Annotated in this window: 13 protein-coding genes; 4 read left to right on the top strand and 9 right to left on the bottom strand. The window is 61.7% G+C overall.

All coding sequences use genetic code 11. The features are described from left to right. Positions 1-145: 145 nt before the first annotated feature. Positions 146-2,713 (top strand): DNA mismatch repair protein MutS, encoded by a 2,568-nt coding sequence (gene mutS / locus V5F23_RS05500; protein WP_185057634.1) that lies wholly within the window; start codon positions 146-148, stop codon positions 2,711-2,713. 143 nt (positions 2,714-2,856) lie between these two features. After that, positions 2,857-3,180: a ferredoxin FdxA gene (gene fdxA / locus V5F23_RS05495; RefSeq protein ID WP_042729839.1), complete on the top strand. Its 324-nt coding sequence runs from the start codon at positions 2,857-2,859 to the stop codon at positions 3,178-3,180. Positions 3,181-3,724: 544 nt separating this feature from the next. Here fdxA and rpoS read toward each other — a convergent pair. From rpoS to V5F23_RS05455, 8 genes are all read right to left on the bottom strand, one after another. Further along, the gene (rpoS, locus tag V5F23_RS05490) at positions 3,725-4,732 is read right to left on the bottom strand and encodes an RNA polymerase sigma factor RpoS (RefSeq protein ID WP_003198289.1); all 1,008 of its coding nucleotides are present in this window, start codon (positions 4,730-4,732) and stop codon (positions 3,725-3,727) included. A 106-nt stretch (positions 4,733-4,838) separates the two neighbouring features. Further along, entirely contained in the window at positions 4,839-5,684 is an 846-nt protein-coding gene (locus V5F23_RS05485) for a peptidoglycan DD-metalloendopeptidase family protein (protein ID WP_042729838.1), read from the bottom strand. Positions 5,685-5,895: 211 nt separating this feature from the next. After that, positions 5,896-6,531 carry a protein-L-isoaspartate(D-aspartate) O-methyltransferase gene (locus V5F23_RS05480; protein WP_161796107.1) on the bottom strand — a complete coding sequence of 212 codons (636 nt, stop codon included), beginning with the start codon at positions 6,529-6,531 and terminating at the stop codon, positions 5,896-5,898. A gap of 38 nt (positions 6,532-6,569) precedes the next feature. Next, positions 6,570-7,319: a 5'/3'-nucleotidase SurE gene (gene surE, locus V5F23_RS05475; RefSeq protein ID WP_042729837.1), complete on the bottom strand. Its 750-nt coding sequence runs from the start codon at positions 7,317-7,319 to the stop codon at positions 6,570-6,572. Next, positions 7,307-8,365: a tRNA pseudouridine(13) synthase TruD gene (truD, locus tag V5F23_RS05470; protein ID WP_042729836.1), complete on the bottom strand. Its 1,059-nt coding sequence runs from the start codon at positions 8,363-8,365 to the stop codon at positions 7,307-7,309. Before truD ends, surE begins: the two co-directional genes overlap by 13 nt. Next, positions 8,362-8,835, bottom strand: a complete 474-nt coding sequence (gene ispF / locus V5F23_RS05465) for a 2-C-methyl-D-erythritol 2,4-cyclodiphosphate synthase (RefSeq protein WP_042729835.1) — start codon at positions 8,833-8,835, stop codon at positions 8,362-8,364. Before ispF ends, truD begins: the two co-directional genes overlap by 4 nt. Positions 8,836-8,878: 43 nt before the next feature. Beyond that, the gene (gene fghA, locus V5F23_RS05460) at positions 8,879-9,724 is read right to left on the bottom strand and encodes an S-formylglutathione hydrolase (RefSeq protein ID WP_042729834.1); all 846 of its coding nucleotides are present in this window, start codon (positions 9,722-9,724) and stop codon (positions 8,879-8,881) included. 93 nt (positions 9,725-9,817) lie between these two features. Beyond that, a complete protein-coding gene (locus V5F23_RS05455; protein WP_042729833.1) occupies positions 9,818-10,930 on the bottom strand; it encodes an S-(hydroxymethyl)glutathione dehydrogenase/class III alcohol dehydrogenase in 1,113 nt (370 codons plus the stop codon). Between the two features lie 107 nt (positions 10,931-11,037). Here V5F23_RS05455 and V5F23_RS05450 point away from each other — a divergent pair, with 107 nt between their 5' ends. Next, positions 11,038-11,934, top strand: a complete 897-nt coding sequence (locus tag V5F23_RS05450; RefSeq protein WP_042729832.1) for a LysR substrate-binding domain-containing protein — start codon at positions 11,038-11,040, stop codon at positions 11,932-11,934. A gap of 287 nt (positions 11,935-12,221) precedes the next feature. Next, complete coding sequence (locus V5F23_RS05445) at positions 12,222-13,541, top strand: MFS transporter (RefSeq protein ID WP_042729831.1); 1,320 nt, start codon at positions 12,222-12,224, stop codon at positions 13,539-13,541. 121 nt (positions 13,542-13,662) lie between these two features. Here the strand turns inward: V5F23_RS05445 and V5F23_RS05440 are convergent, their stop codons facing one another. Then, positions 13,663-14,421, bottom strand: coding sequence for a hypothetical protein (locus V5F23_RS05440; RefSeq protein ID WP_338474286.1), 759 nt, complete (start codon positions 14,419-14,421; stop codon positions 13,663-13,665). Positions 14,422-14,428 lie beyond the last annotated feature (7 nt).

The raw sequence follows: 14,428 nt of genomic DNA, 5'->3' as shown, positions 1-14,428 counted from the left end.
TACCAATGCGATGGAAGACGCTCATCCCTGGGTCCCACCAGACCGCCCATGTTAACCTTGCGCCCATCGCGGAAAAGCCGGGCCGATGCCCCTCCTTTTGCCCCACACCTTTCAACGAGCTTGCCTGACACCGATGAATACAGCCGTGAACGACCTGTCCTCCCACACGCCGATGATGCAGCAATACTGGCGCCTGAAGAATCAGCACCCCGATCAGCTGATGTTCTACCGCATGGGCGACTTCTACGAGATCTTTTACGAGGATGCGAAGAAGGCCGCCAAGCTGTTGGACATCACCCTGACGGCGCGTGGGCAATCGGCGGGCATGGCGATTCCGATGTGTGGGATTCCTTACCACGCGGCGGAAGGCTACTTGGCGAAGCTGGTCAAGCTTGGCGAGTCGGTGGTGATTTGCGAGCAGGTCGGCGACCCGGCCACCAGCAAAGGGCCGGTGGAGCGCCAGGTGGTGCGCATCATCACGCCCGGGACGGTCAGCGACGAGGCGTTGCTGGATGAGCGTCGCGACAACCTGATCGCTGCGGTGCTGGGAGACGAGCGCCTGTTCGGCCTGGCGGTGCTGGACATCACCAGCGGCAATTTCTCGGTGCTGGAGATCAAGGGCTGGGAGAACCTGCTGGCCGAGCTGGAGCGCGTCAACCCGGTGGAGTTGCTGATCCCGGATGACTGGCCCAAGGACCTGCCGGCGGAAAAACGCCGTGGCGTGCGGCGTCGGGCGCCGTGGGATTTCGAGCGCGACTCGGCGTTGAAAAGCCTCTGCCAGCAGTTTTCCACCCAGGACCTCAAGGGCTTCGGGTGCGAGAACCTGACCCTGGCCATCGGCGCCGCCGGCTGCCTGCTGGCCTACGCCAAGGAAACCCAGCGCACCGCCCTGCCCCATTTGCGCAGCCTGCGTCACGAGCGCCTGGATGACACGGTGGTGCTGGATGGCGCCAGCCGCCGCAACCTGGAACTGGACACCAACCTGGCCGGCGGCCGTGACAACACCCTGCAATCGGTGGTCGACCGTTGCCAGACCGCCATGGGCAGCCGGTTGCTGACCCGCTGGCTGAACCGTCCGCTGCGCGACCTGACTGTCCTGTTGGCGCGCCAATCGTCCATTACCTGCCTGCTGGACCGTTATCGCTTCGAGCAACTGCAACCGCAGCTCAAGGAAATCGGTGACATCGAGCGGATCCTCGCGCGGATCGGCCTGCGCAACGCCCGGCCACGGGACCTGGCCCGCCTGCGGGATGCCCTCGGCGCACTCCCCGAACTCCAGCAGGCGATGACCGACCTCGACGCGCCGCACCTGCAACAACTGGCGCGCACCACCAGCACCCACCCGGAACTGGCCGCGCTGCTGGAAAAAGCCATTATCGACAACCCGCCGGCGGTGATTCGTGACGGCGGCGTGCTGAAAACCGGCTACGACGCCGAACTCGACGAATTGCAGTCATTGAGCGAGAACGCGGGTCAGTTCCTGATCGAACTCGAAGCCCGGGAAAAGGCCCGCACCGGTCTGGCCAACCTGAAGGTGGGCTACAACCGCATCCACGGTTACTTCATCGAGTTGCCGAGCAAGCAGGCCGAGCAGGCCCCAGCCGACTACATCCGCCGCCAGACGCTCAAGGGCGCCGAGCGCTTCATCACCCCGGAACTCAAAGCGTTCGAAGACAAGGCGCTGTCGGCCAAGAGCCGTGCCCTGGCCCGGGAAAAGATGCTCTACGACGCGCTGCTCGAAGACTTGATCAGCCAACTGCCGCCGCTGCAGGACACCGCCGCCGCGCTGGCGGAACTGGACGTGCTGAGCAACCTGGCCGAGCGCGCGCTGAACCTGGACCTCAACTGCCCACGGTTCGTCAGCGAGCCGTGCATGCGTATCAGCCAGGGTCGCCACCCAGTGGTGGAGCAAGTGTTGACGACGCCGTTCGTGGCCAACGACCTGAGCCTGGACGACAACACCCGCATGCTGGTGATCACTGGGCCGAACATGGGCGGTAAGTCCACCTACATGCGGCAAACAGCGTTGATCGTATTGCTGGCTCACATCGGCAGCTTCGTCCCGGCGGCGAGCTGCGAGCTGTCCCTGGTGGACCGGATCTTCACCCGGATCGGTTCCAGCGACGACCTGGCCGGCGGGCGTTCGACCTTCATGGTGGAAATGAGCGAAACCGCGAACATCCTGCACAACGCCACCGAGCGCAGCCTGGTGCTGATGGACGAAGTCGGACGCGGCACCAGTACGTTCGATGGCCTGTCCCTGGCCTGGGCCGCAGCCGAGCGCCTGGCTCACCTGCGAGCCTACACGCTGTTCGCCACCCACTACTTCGAACTCACCGTGCTTCCAGAAAGCCAGCCGCTGGTCGCCAACGTCCACCTCAACGCCACCGAGCACAACGAGCGCATCGTGTTCCTGCACCACGTGCTGCCCGGCCCGGCCAGCCAGAGCTATGGCCTGGCGGTCGCGCAACTGGCCGGAGTGCCAACCGAGGTGATCACCCGGGCCCGCGAGCACCTGAGCCGCCTGGAAACCACCAGCCTGCCTCACGAAGCGCCACGTCCTGCCAAGGGCAAACCGGCCGCGCCACAGCAAAGCGACCTGTTCGCCAGCCTGCCCCATCCGGTCCTCGACGAACTGGCCAAACTCGACCTGGACGACCTGACCCCACGGCGGGCACTGGATTTACTCTACACATTGAAGACACGGATCTAACGCACGGGCGCTCAAGCTGTTAGAATCTCGCGCGGTTTGGGATGCTGCGAACTATTAGCCTGGTTCGCAGACTATCGCTCCCGAACCCGGCGCCCCTAACCGTGAAGGGGCGCAGCACGCCGCGCCTGAGGAGAAAATTAGAAATGACCTTCGTCGTCACCGACAACTGCATCAAGTGCAAATACACCGATTGCGTAGAAGTCTGTCCGGTGGACTGCTTCTACGAAGGCCCGAATTTCCTGGTGATTCACCCGGACGAGTGCATCGACTGCGCCCTGTGTGAACCGGAATGCCCGGCGAACGCCATTTTCTCGGAAGACGAAGTGCCGGCTGGCCAGGAGAACTTCATCGAGCTGAACGCCGAGCTGGCGGACATCTGGCCGAACATCACCGAGAAGAAAGACGCACTGCCAGACGCTGAAGAGTGGGATGGCAAGCCAGGCAAGATCGCCGACCTCGAACGCTGATCGCCCTGCTGTATTGAAAAGGCCCTTGCGGGCCTTTTTGCTTTTCTCCAGGCAAAAAAAAGGGGCGGTTTGACCCGCCCACATTTTTTCCCTAATCCCTTTAATCCTTTTCATCGTCCTGATGAATCGCGTCCTGCGATGTCCTTCCATTCCCATCGTCCTTGACGGGTGTGTCTGTCCGTCGACACAGGACTGATATTAGTTTTTTCCCGAACAAGTGCAATTCGCCCAATGCCGGTCCAAAGGGTTATCACGGGCTGTTCATAAATGAAAAATTCCATTTAAATCAATGGAATAAAAAATTCCAACAACAAAAATGGTTTTGCGTCGATACGGTGGTGAACCGAACGCTTACGCAAGAGTAGGCAAAGGCTTACAAACTGAACCGGAAATGGGGCAAGGACGGACCTGCACGGGGCAAGCTCCCTCGCGACGGATAACTCGCCAGCCTTGAGAGGGGAACAGATCTCGGCTCTACAAACTGAAAAAGGGCGCCGTTTGGCGCCCTTTTTCATTCGTTGCGATGCACGGGGTGGAGCAGGTGCTACTGGAACAGCGACTCGCTCGACAGGCCGTTCTTTTCCAGGATCTCCCGCAAGCGCTTGAGGCCCTCCACCTGGATCTGCCTGACCCGTTCACGGGTCAACCCAATCTCCAGGCCGACATCTTCAAGGGTGCTGCTTTCGTGGCCACGCAAGCCGAAGCGGCGAATCACCACTTCGCGTTGCTTGTCCGTCAGTTCGGACAGCCACTGGTCGATGCTTTGCGACAGGTCGTCGTCCTGAAGCAGCTCGCACGGGTCGGTGGGGCGATCATCGGTGAGGGTGTCGAGCAGGGTTTTATCCGAGTCCGGCCCCAACGAGACGTCCACCGAGGAAACCCGCTCGTTGAGCCCCAGCATGCGCTTGACCTCACCCACCGGTTTTTCCAGCAGGTTGGCGATTTCTTCGGGTGAGGGTTCATGGTCGAGCTTTTGCGTCAGCTCGCGGGCGGCCCGCAGGTAGACGTTCAGCTCCTTGACCACATGAATCGGCAACCGGATGGTCCGGGTCTGATTCATGATTGCCCGTTCGATGGTCTGGCGGATCCACCAGGTCGCGTAGGTCGAGAACCGGAAGCCCCGCTCGGGGTCGAACTTCTCGACAGCGCGAATCAGGCCCAGGTTGCCCTCCTCGATCAGGTCCAGCAGGGAAAGCCCACGATTGACATAGCGTCGGGCGATCTTCACCACCAGGCGCAGGTTGCTTTCAATCATGCGTTTTCGACCGGCCGGGTCGCCACTTTGCGACAGACGCGCAAAATGAACTTCTTCCTCGGGGGAGAGCAGTGGCGAGAAACCGATTTCGTTGAGGTACAGCTGAGTGGCGTCCAGCGCCCGGGTGTAATCAATGTACTTATGTTGTTTAAGCGAAGCGGAGTGTTTGGATTTGGCACGAACGGAAGGTGGAGTCGCCCCTTCATCATTCGACATCGAATCCATAGCGATGCCGGTCTCCATCAGGAGCACCTCATCGTCGATGTCAAACTCCGGCACTTCTTTACTGAGAGCCATTGTTATAGTCCTTTGGTGAGTTCGACCTCAAGCTCAAGCGACGCCTTTATCCTTGGCAACGCTGGAGCCTGTTCCCTCTACGTGACGGAACAGGCTGACAAGCACATCAACGACGTGGCAGGAATTGCAGCGGATCGACTGGCTTACCTTGGCGGCGAATCTCAAAATGCAGTTTCACCCGGTCTGTTCCCGTCGATCCCATCTCGGCAATTGTCTGCCCGACCTTGACCTGCTGCCCCTCCCGAACCAACAGCCTGCGGTTGTGACCGTAGGCACTGACGTAGGTATCGCTGTGCTTGATGATGACGAGTTCGCCGTAGCCCCTCAAACCACTCCCGGCGTACACAACCGTGCCATCAGACGCAGCTAAAACAGGCTGTCCCAAATCCCCGGCGATATCAATTCCTTTATTCAAACTACCGTTTGAAGAGAATTTTCCAATAAGAACGCCATTAGAAGGCCACCCCCAGCCTGTCGGGGCGGGGCCTGCGGGAGGCATTGGCGCGGGTGCAGGTTTGCTCGCGACGGACGGTACCGTGGCCGTTTCGTTGCCCGCCGGACGGCGAATCACCGTGGTTTTGCTCGAGGACGACGGCGTCGATCCCGACTGTGTCACGACGGCGGTTGGCGTTGAACCGCTGCGTCCATCGAAGCGAATCGTCTGACCGGGGTGAATCGTATAAGGCGCAGGAATGTTGTTGCGTGCCGCGAGAGCCTTGTAGTCCCAGCCATAGCGAAAAGCGATGGAAAACAGCGTATCGCCGCGACGGACTACATACTGACCGGTGGTGACGGTAGGACGCTGGGGCGTTGCATTGTTGCGATCGACCACTCGCACGTTGCCTGACGGCGTACTGGAACAACCGACCAGCAAAACACTCAAGACAAGGCCAGTCACCAGGCGCTGAAAGCTCGTGATACCCATACGCTGCGCAATGACTGTGAGACTCACCCGCCGCTCCCTTTGTGGTGGCTGAAAAATCGACGCCTGCCCGACCTGGCAAACGTCATACAAATATAGCTGGCCGCGACCACGCTTCTATTAATGAAGCGCGATGCGTCTCCGCACACGTTTGCTCGACGCCGTTGAAAGCCGTTCAATCCATCGCTGCCGCTGTAAGACACAACCGCAGCCGAGGAATTCAGCGTCTGTTTATAAATGCTCAGGCCAATGGCCCGTTGAGTAACGGCACGAATCGCACCGCGCCCAGCACGTGGCGTGAAAAGCCATGTTCTTCGCGCACGATCAGCATCAGTTGCTGGACCTCCCCCGCTCCCACTGGAATCACCAGCCGCCCGCCAGGGGCGAGTTGGTCCAGCAAAGCCTGGGGAACGTCAGTGGCCACGGCGGTCACGATGATGCCGTTGTACGGCGCCAGGGCCGGCCAGCCTTCCCAGCCATCGCCCCAACGAAACACCACGTTGCGCAGATTCAGCTCGACCAGGCGTTCCTTGGCACGGTCTTGCAGCACCTTGATCCGCTCGACGGAGAACACCCGCTCCACCAACTGTGACAACACCGCGGTCTGGTAACCCGAACCGGTGCCGATCTCCAGTACCTTGTCCAGCGGCCCGGCCTCCAGCAGCAACTCGCTCATGCGGGCCACCATATAAGGCTGGGAAATGGTCTGGTTATGGCCGATCGGCAACGCCGTGTCTTCATAGGCGCGATGGGCCAGGGCCTCGTCGACGAACAAATGCCGTGGAGTACGCCGGATCACCTCCAGCACCTGGGCATTGGACAAGCCTTCTTCGTACAGCCGCTGGATCAGTCGCTCCCGGGTGCGCTGGGACGTCATGCCGATGCCGCGACGCAACATATCGTCTTGCTCACGCATCAATGCAGCCCCTCCAGCCAGCCATCGAGGCTTCGAAAGGCCTCGTTGAAGGTCCGGTCGAGCTGCAGCGGCGTGATCGAGACATAACCTTGCATCACTGCATGGAAGTCAGTGCCCGGCCCGCCATCCTCGGCGTCACCGGCGGCGGCGATCCAGTAGCCGGCCTTGCCGCGCGGGTCGACCACGTGCATGGGGCTGGCGGCGCGGGCCCGATGGCCCAGGCGTGTGAGCTGGATGCCACGGATGTGGTCGAGCGGCAGGTTCGGAATGTTCACGTTCAGCACCGTGCGCGGCGGCAGGTCCAGCGCGCCATGGGCCTCGACCAGCTTGCGGGCGAAATAGGCGGCGGTCGGCAGGTTGTCGACTTGCCGTGAAACGAACGAAAAGGCAAACGACGTGTTGCCCAGGAAACGACCTTCCAGGGCGGCGGCGACCGTGCCGGAATACAGCACGTCATCCCCCAGGTTGGCGCCCAGGTTGATGCCCGACACCACCATGTCCGGCTCGCGTTCCAGCAAGCCGTTGAGGCCCAGGTGCACGCAATCGGTCGGCGTGCCGTTGAGGCTGATGAAACCGTTATCCAGGTAGCAGGGGTGCAACGGACGGTCGAGCGTCAGCGAGCTGCTGGCGCCGCTTTTGTCCTGGTCCGGGGCGATCACCACGCACTCGGCAAAATCCGCCAGCGCAGCATAAAGCGCGGCAAGACCGGGTGCTGTCACCCCGTCGTCGTTAGAAATCAGAATACGCATGGGCTGTCCGTCTGCCCTACCGGCACCAGATCGACGAGTTCGCGCACCAAGACAGTGGCGAAGCATCCGGCCGGCAGGACGAATTCCAGTTGCAGAATGTCAGGCGAGGGATAATGCCACGACAGCCCGCCAATGGGCAGTCGCAGGATGCGACGTTCGTGACTCATTCGTGCGTTTATCAACCAATCGCGCAGATCCGCCTCGCGCTCGGCAACGGCCTGTTCCAGCGCGTGGGTCGCCCCCGCGGCCGGCGAAGGGCCTTCGCCCCACTGCGGGCCGGTGGGGTGCAGGTCGAGGATGGCCAGGCGCGGGTCGCTGCACTCGGCCTCTCCGGCCGGGAAAAAGCTGCGACTGTCGGTGAACGCCAGCAAATCGCCGACCTGAGCGTGCTGCCATGTGCCGTCGGCCACCCGGGCCGCCAGCACCTGGTTGAACAGGTAACTGCGCGCCGCGGACAACAGCCGCGAACGTACATTGCGCTGCTCCGGCAAGGCCTTGCGCGCGGCCCAGGCTCGGGCATCGACGACATTGCCGCCGTCATGGCCAAACCGCTGGGCACCAAAATAGTTGGGGATACCCTGCTGGGCAATCTGTTGCAGGCGCGCATCGATGGCCGCCCGATCGCCCTGCAATTGGGTCAGGCGCAAGGTGAAGCCATTGGCCGAATGCGCGCCGCGTTGCAGCTTGCGCTTGTGGCGTCCCGTCTTGAGGACTTTCAACGTGTCGTTCTCGGCCACCGACAGGTCCGGATCGGCCTTGCCCGGCAACTGCACGCTGAACCACTGGCGGGTCAGGGCCTGGCGGTCCTTGAGCCCGGCGTAGCTGACGGTGCGCAACGGCACGCCGGCAGCCTTGGCGATTCGCCGAGCGGCCTCTTCAGTGTTCAAGCCACGTTTTTCCACCCAGATCCACAGGTGCTCGCCGTCGCCGGTCAACGGAATGTCGAGCACCTCATCAACCTGGAAATCCTCCGCCGTGGCCTTGAGCACCGCACTGCCCAGCGACTCGCCATAGGCCCGTGGCCCCAACAGTTCCAATTCGGTCATGAGCGCAGCAACAAGGCGACGCTATGGACCGCAATGCCTTCTTCGCGCCCGACGAAACCGAGTTTTTCGGTGGTGGTGGCTTTCACGTTCACTTGGTCCAGCTCAACTTGGAGGTCCTCGGCAATCAACTGGCGCATCGACTCGATGTGCGGCGCCATTTTCGGCGCCTGGGCGACGATGGTGTTATCGACATTGCCGACTTTCCAGCCCTTGGCGTGGATCAGCGCGACCACGTGACGCAGCAGCACGCGGCTGTCGGCGCCCTTGAACTGGGGATCGGTGTCGGGGAAATGCCTGCCGATGTCACCCAGGGCTGCCGCACCGAGCAATGCATCGCTCAGGGCGTGCAGCAGGACATCACCGTCGGAATGCGCGAGCAGCCCGAAGCCGTGCGCAATACGCACGCCGCCCAGGGTAATGAAGTCGCCTTCAGCGAAACGGTGAACATCGTAGCCGTGGCCAATACGCATAAAAAAACGCCCTGATTTCTGTCAGGGCGTGATTCTACCTGCATTAGGCGTTCAGAGCGCGCGCATGATGCTGCAAGTGGTCGTCAATGAAACTGGCGATGAAAAAGTAGCTGTGGTCGTAGCCCGGTTGCAGCCGCAGCGTCAGCGGGTGAGCGGCGGCCTTGGCAGCCTGTTGCAGGGCTTCGGGCTTGAGCTGGTTGGCGAGGAAATCATCGCGATCGCCCTGATCCACCAGCAGTGGCAGCTTCTCATCCGCCTCGGCGATCAACGCGCAGGCGTCCCATTCACGCCATTTCGAGCGGTCTTCCCCCAGGTAACGGGAGAAGGCCTTCTGACCCCAGGGGCAATCCATCGGGTTGTTGATCGGGGAAAAGGCCGACACCGAACGGTAACGCCCGGGGTTGCGCAGCGCGCAGACCAGCGCACCATGACCGCCCATGGAGTGCCCGCTGATGCCGCGTTGATCCGACGCCGGGAAATGCGCCTCGATGAGTGCCGGCAATTCCTGCACCACGTAGTCATGCATCCGATAGTGCCGCGCCCAAGGATCCTGCGTGGCATTCAGATAAAACCCCGCCCCCAGGCCAAAATCCCAGGCACCGTCCGGATCACCCGGTACGTCAGAGCCACGGGGACTGGTGTCCGGGGCCACGATGATCAGCCCCAGTTCGGCGGCCATGCGCTGGGCGCCGGCCTTTTGCATGAAGTTCTCGTCGGTGCAGGTCAGCCCGGACAGCCAGTACAGCACCGGCAGCTTCGCACCCTGCTCGGCCTGGGGTGGCAGGTACACGGCAAACACCATGTCACAGCCGAGCACGTCGGATCGGTGCCGGTAACGCTTGTGCCAGCCGCCGAAGCTTTTCTGGCAGGAGAGATTTTCGAGGTTCATAGCTTCACCTCAGCTACAAGCAGCAAGCTTCAAGTTGCAAGAAAAACGCACGCGCCTCACTTGCAGCTTGCCGCTTGGTGCTTGCCGCTGCTCTTAAAAATGAATGACGGTGCGGATGCTCTTGCCTTCATGCATCAGGTCGAACGCCTTGTTGATATCTTCCAGGCCCATCGTGTGGGTAATGAAGGTATCCAGCGGGATTTCACCCTTCTCGGCCATTTCCACGTAGCTTGGCAGTTCGCTGCGACCGCGCACGCCGCCAAAGGCCGAACCGCGCCAGACGCGCCCCGTCACCAGTTGGAACGGACGGGTGGCGATTTCCTGCCCGGCCCCGGCCACGCCGATGATCACCGACTCGCCCCAACCCTTGTGGCAGCACTCCAGCGCGGCACGCATCAACTGGACATTGCCGATGCACTCGAAGGAAAAGTCCACGCCGCCGTCGGTCATGTCGACGATGACTTCCTGGATCGGACGGTCGAAATCCTTCGGGTTGACGCAATCGGTGGCGCCCAGTTGCCTGGCGATCTCGAACTTGGCCGGGTTGATGTCGATGGCGATGATCCGCGCCGCCTTGGCTTTCACCGCACCGATCACCGCGGACAGGCCGATGCCACCCAGGCCGAAGATCGCCACGGTATCGCCCGGCTTGACCTTGGCGGTGTTGAGCACCGCGCCGATGCCGGTGGTCACGCCGCAGCCCAGCAGGCAGACTTTTTCCAGCGGGGCGTCCTTGGCGATCTTGGCCACGGAAATTTCCGGCAGCACGGTGTACTCGGAAAACGTCGAGGTGCCCATGTAGTGGAAAATGGTCTCGCCTTTGTAGGAGAAACGCGAAGTGCCGTCCGGCATCAGGCCTTTACCCTGAGTCGCGCGAATCGCCTGGCAGAGGTTGGTCTTGCCCGACTTGCAGAATTTGCACTGGCCGCATTCCGGCGTGTACAGCGGGATCACGTGATCGCCCACCGCCACCGAGGTCACGCCCTCGCCAACGGCTTCGACGATGGCGCCGCCTTCGTGGCCGAGGATCGCCGGGAAGATTCCTTCCGGGTCGGCACCCGACAGGGTGTAGGCGTCGGTGTGGCAGACACCGGAAGCCACGACGCGCAACAGCACTTCGCCCGCCTTGGGCATGGCAACGTCGACTTCAACGATTTCCAGGGGTTTCTTGGCCTCGAAGGCAACGGCAGCGCGTGACTTGATCATTCGGGTTCTCCAGCAAATAAAAACAAGACGGGGAGTGTAATCCGCCACCGGACGATGAATAATCCAGCCAAAAGCAAAACATTATTGCTGTACAGGGATAATCCTTCATGTCCGAGAACCGCTGGGAAGGGATCGACGAGTTCGTCGCCGTGGCCGAGTGCAGCCAGTTCACGGCGGCGGCCGAACGCCTGGGGGTGTCGTCCTCCCACATCAGCAGGCAAATCGTACGGCTTGAAGAGCGTCTTCAGACGCGACTGCTCTATCGCAGTACCCGCCGGGTCACCCTCACCGAGGCTGGACAAACCTTCCTGCACCATTGCCAGCGTCTTCAGGATGGGCGTGAGGAAGCACTTCGGGCGGTGGGCGATCTCACCAGCGAACCCAAGGGCATGCTGCGCATGACCTGCGCCGTGGCCTACGGCGAACGCTTTATCGTGCCGCTGGTGACCCGTTTCATGAGCCTTTACCCGCAACTGCGGGTGGACATCGAGTTGAGCAACCGGCCCCTCGACCTGGTTCACGAGGGCCTGGACCTGGCGATTCGCCTGGGTCGCCTGCAGGACTCTCGCCTGGTGGCCACTCGTCTCGCACCGCGCCGGATGTACTTGTGCGCGTCGCCGTCCTACGTGGAACGCTACGGCCGCCCCCATAGCCTGTCGGAATTGAGCCGGCACAACTGCCTGGTGGGCAGTTCCGACATCTGGCAACTGGAACAGAACGGGCGGGAATTTTCCCAGCGGGTGCAGGGCAACTGGCGCTGCAACAGTGGGCAAGCGGTACTGGACGCAGCCTTGCAAGGCATGGGCTTGTGCCAGTTGCCGGACTATTACGTGCTGGAGCACTTGCACAGCGGTGCGCTGATCTCGCTGCTGCAAGCCCATCAACCGCCCAACACCGCCGTCTGGGCGCTGTACCCGCAACAGCGGCACCTGTCGCCGAAAGTGCGCAAGCTGGTGGATTTCCTTAAGGAAGGGTTGGCCGAGCGGCCGGAGTATCGGGGTTAGTTGGATATCGGGGTGCCGCTTTCGCGAGCAAGCCGCCCCCTCATTGATCCGGGCCAACCGAAAAACCAGCGCCACACCACTCCCCCTGTGTGAGCGAGCTTGCTCGCGAACACCCCCAATGAGCGAATTTTCGCTCACCGCTCACCGCAAATAAGCGGATTTCCGCTCATCCAGCGCAGCAAACCCCTCTAGAACGGCCCTGAGCTACGTGGCACAGCTCCTGCTATAGCCCTGGCAGGCTGCGTTCACACGCGCTCCACAACAACAATTAAATGAAGGATCCTTCAATGGATAACTCCAACGCCCTGCCCCTTGGGTCGGCTGCTGCGCCCGCCCGTGAAAGGACCACCGCCAGCCGGATCAAATCGATTTTCAGCGGCTCGGTCGGCAACATGGTCGAGTGGTATGACTGGTACGTCTACGCCGCGTTCTCGTTGTACTTCGCCAAAGTCTTCTTCCCCAAGGGCGACACCACCGCCCAGTTGCTCAACACCGCTGCGATTTTCGCCGTGGGCTTCCTGATGCGCCCGATCGGCGGCTGGTTGATGGGCCTCTACGCTGACCGCGCCGGCCGCAAGCGGGCGCTGATGGCCTCGGTCTACCTGATGTGCTTCGGCTCGCTGATCATCGCCCTGAGCCCCGGCTATGAAACCATCGGCGTCGGCGCCCCGATCCTCCTGGTGTTCGCCCGTCTGCTCCAGGGCCTGTCGGTGGGTGGCGAGTACGGCACCTCGGCTACCTACCTGAGCGAGATGGCGACCAAGGAACGTCGCGGCTTCTTCTCCAGCTTCCAGTACGTGACCCTGATCTCCGGCCAGCTCATCGCCCTGGGCGTGCTGATCGTGCTGCAACAATTCCTCACCAGCGAACAGCTGTACGCTTGGGGCTGGCGCATTCCGTTCGCCATCGGCGCCCTGTGTGCGATCGTCGCGCTGTACCTGCGACGCGGCATGGAAGAAACCGAGTCGTTCACCAAGAAGGAAAAGTCCAAGGAAAGCGCCATGCGCACCTTGCTGCGCCACCCCAAGGAACTGATGACCGTGGTCGGCCTGACCATGGGCGGTACGCTGGCGTTCTACACCTACACCACCTACATGCAGAAATACCTGGTGAACACCGTCGGCATGAGCATCTCCGACTCCACCACCATTTCCGCCGCCACCCTGTTCCTGTTCATGTGCCTGCAACCGCTGATCGGCGGCCTGTCGGACAAGGTCGGACGCCGGCCGATCCTGATCGCCTTCGGTATCCTGGGCACGTTGTGCACCGTGCCGATCCTCACCACCCTGCACACCATCCAGACCTGGTGGGGCGCGTTCTTCCTGATCATGGCGGCGCTGATCATCGTCAGCGGCTACACCTCCATCAACGCCGTGGTGAAAGCCGAACTGTTCCCCACCGAAATCCGCGCCCTGGGTGTCGGCCTGCCCTACGCACTGACCGTGTCGATCTTCGGCGGCACCGCCGAGTACATCGCACTGTGGTTCAAGAGCATCGGCATGGAAACCGGCTACTACTGGTACGTGACGGGCTGCATCGCAGTCTCGCTGCTGGTGTACATCACCATGAAAGACACCCGCAAGCATTCGCGGATCGTGACTGACTGACAGGTGTTTTGGCAGTCACTGCTCTGGTGATTGCAAGGGCCCTTTCGCGAGCAAGCCCGCTCCCACAGGATTTACGCTGAACCTGTGGGAGCGGGCTTGCTTGCGAAGGGAACGACTCGGTTTAGCTCACCTGCGCTGCACGCTCCCGGTTGCCATAGCGATTCTGCGCATACGCCGCCCCGGCGATCATCACCACCAAGATGCCTGCCAGCACCGCCGACGAGCCGATGGTGCCGAAATCCAGGCCACCTTTTTCATGGGACTTGGTCATCAAGTCGCCCAGCGTCGCACCCAGGGGGCGCGTCAGTACGAAGGCGATCCAGAACAACACCACCGTGGAAATCCGGGTGAGGTACTTGAGCAGTACGACCACGGCGATGGCCGAGCCGATCAACAACGCACCGCCGCCAAAGCCTAGGCCCGAATCGTCCGCCAGGTAATCGCCGAGCGCCGTGCCCAAGGTGTTGGAAAACAGAATCGCCATCCAATAGAACATCTCGCCGCGGAAGGTCTGCACCTTGGTGACGTTGAGCGAATCACCGCTCAGGCGCCAGGCGGCGAAGATCGCCAGCAGAATCGCAATCAGGATCAGCGACCCGGTGGCGTAGCCCAGTTCGAGGGTGCGGTCCATGAAATCGGACATGGTGGTGCCCGCGGTGCTGGTGGACAAGATGACAATCCAGTACAGCAAGGGCTTGTAGGTCTTGGCCATGAGCTGCGTGACCAGTGTCAGGACGAACACGCTGATCAGGATCAGCGAGCTGATGGCGTAACCGACGTTAAGGGTCATCGACAGCAGGTCCCCGGCGGTTTCCCCCAGGGTGGTCGCGCAGATTTTCATGACCCAGAAGGCCAGGGTGATTTGGGGCAATTTATTCATCGCGGGG

The sequence above is a fragment of the Pseudomonas sp. WP18 genome (assembly GCF_036689585.1).
GTDB lineage: Bacteria > Pseudomonadota > Gammaproteobacteria > Pseudomonadales > Pseudomonadaceae > Aquipseudomonas > Aquipseudomonas chlororaphis_E.
Note: the sequence above shows the minus strand (reverse complement) of the source record. Positions and strands in the feature narration are given on the sequence as shown.